2 protein-coding genes are annotated in these 1,704 nt (G+C 44.6%); both read left to right on the top strand.

Annotation, left to right across the window (positions count from 1 at the left end):
* The first annotated feature begins 310 nt into the window (after positions 1-310).
* A complete protein-coding gene (locus RYZ26_RS19790) occupies positions 311-574 on the top strand; it encodes a hypothetical protein (RefSeq protein WP_317684987.1) in 264 nt (87 codons plus the stop codon).
* Positions 575-959: 385 nt separating this feature from the next.
* Positions 960-1,556, top strand: coding sequence for a tyrosine-type recombinase/integrase (locus RYZ26_RS19785; protein WP_317684986.1), 597 nt, complete (start codon positions 960-962; stop codon positions 1,554-1,556).
* The last annotated feature ends 148 nt before the right edge of the window (positions 1,557-1,704 follow it).

Below are 1,704 nucleotides of genomic sequence, written 5' to 3'. Positions count from 1 at the left end.
CCTCCCATCGAGGGCGTTTTCTGACTATGAATCTACGCCAGAAACCGAACAGTGCCAATTTACCTTTTACTTTAAAAATCAATTAGTTATTAGGGAAATATAGGTGCGTTTTTACTTCAAAAAAACACTTGCATGCCTTTTTGAAATATAGATTTCTTCATTTGAAATGTAGTTTGCAATTCCCGGGGGAAATTATGCGGGAAATGACTTGAAGTGAGGTCGGTGTGGTCGCTATTTCGTGTCATTGGTGCCACACTGATCTCAGAAAAATCATCCCTGAATACGACTTTCAAATAAAGATGAGATGAAAATGTTGCCGCAAGTACAGTTCCACCAAGAATATTCCGATCTGGTCATCACAGCAGAAGTCCCGGTAATTCCGATTGGTGATTGTTCGTTGCTTCTTGTGATCAGATATGGCGAAGAACGAGAGGTGGTGACATCGCCCGTGGGAATCACTTCGGAATCATTCCCACTGATATGTGATGCGATTTGGGATGGGTATCAAACAGATCGAAGTCATTTCTGGATCATGGATGCGTTAGGTCAGTTATCACTGGAATTGAATGCATAACTCGGCAGGAAATCACGTCGATATATTTGAATTACCTAATGCGTTACGAAAATACTATAATAAAGGAATAACGTAACGGTTTTTTTTGATGGATGCCAATGCCCCCGTTCATCTGCGTGAGCTTCGAGCCGTGATGTCATTTAAAAGGACAAAATCTTTCCTGCCGTGTCATTTGAAACAACACGACCTTCTTTATCGGAACATACCCCCTTGTTCCCATAAATCGGTCTTGAACGTGCAAATCCAGAAACGTTTACTTTTGTATAAAACTAAGCATTGATAACAAATCTGCGCCTTCCAGCGATATTCCGGCTTGGCCCCAGTTTTTATATGCTTATAATTCATGGTCCGGTGATGAAAACTAAACATTACAAAGGACAAAATCATGAGAGAAGGCAAAGCTGCTGTTCTGACAGAACAACAACTGACCAGACTGTTCAAAATCATCAAAACCGAAAGACATGCCGTTCGTAATCTGGCGATCTGCCACATGTCGTTCGGGTTGGGGCTTCGCGTTGGTGAGATCGCAACCGTGCGGGTTGATAGCTTGCTGGATACATCTGGTGAACTCCGTGACCACTTCCAGATCACACGCGCCAATTCCAAGACCAATACAAACCGAGAGGTCTTCCTGACCAATCCACGGGTCCGTCGATCTGTCAGTCGTTACATCGAACAACGTCAATCCGAAGAAGGTGTGGCGTTCAATACCAACTCGTTCTTGTTCAGATCGCAGAAAGCATCGCACTTCACACCCAATACGATGCAGCAGTTGATGAAGCGGTTGTTCCGTAAAGCTGGACTGCCAGAAAGTGCATCATCACACAGCGGTCGTCGTGGGTTCGCTACTTCATTGATTGCCCGTGGGATTGATCTGAAATCGGTATCTGTGCTGATGGGACATGCGACCGTGAACCAGACCGCAGCTTATGCCGAAAGCAATCCTCACGTTCTTAAAAACGTTGCAGCGGCAGCGTTCTAAAACGTCAGAATGCTCGATTCCACACGGTGTACCAAACGGTAGACCACGAAGGCATCTTTTGTTACTTCTGTGGAATTGATAACTTCTTGTTGTTGCGAAAAACACTGATTAATCAATGACTTCCCTTGGCAGCCCCCGGGCACCATTT

Origin of the sequence: Terasakiella sediminum (assembly GCF_033100395.1) — a bacterium.
Classification (GTDB): Bacteria; Pseudomonadota; Alphaproteobacteria; order Rhodospirillales; family Terasakiellaceae; genus Terasakiella.
This window is presented reverse-complemented; position numbering and strand designations above follow the sequence as displayed.

Coding starts and splice junctions, on each gene's coding strand:
- RYZ26_RS19790 (WP_317684987.1), top strand. CDS start 311: ATGTTGCCGCAAGTACAGTTCCACCAAGAATATTCCGATCTGGTCATC.
- RYZ26_RS19785 (WP_317684986.1), top strand. CDS start 960: ATGAGAGAAGGCAAAGCTGCTGTTCTGACAGAACAACAACTGACCAGA.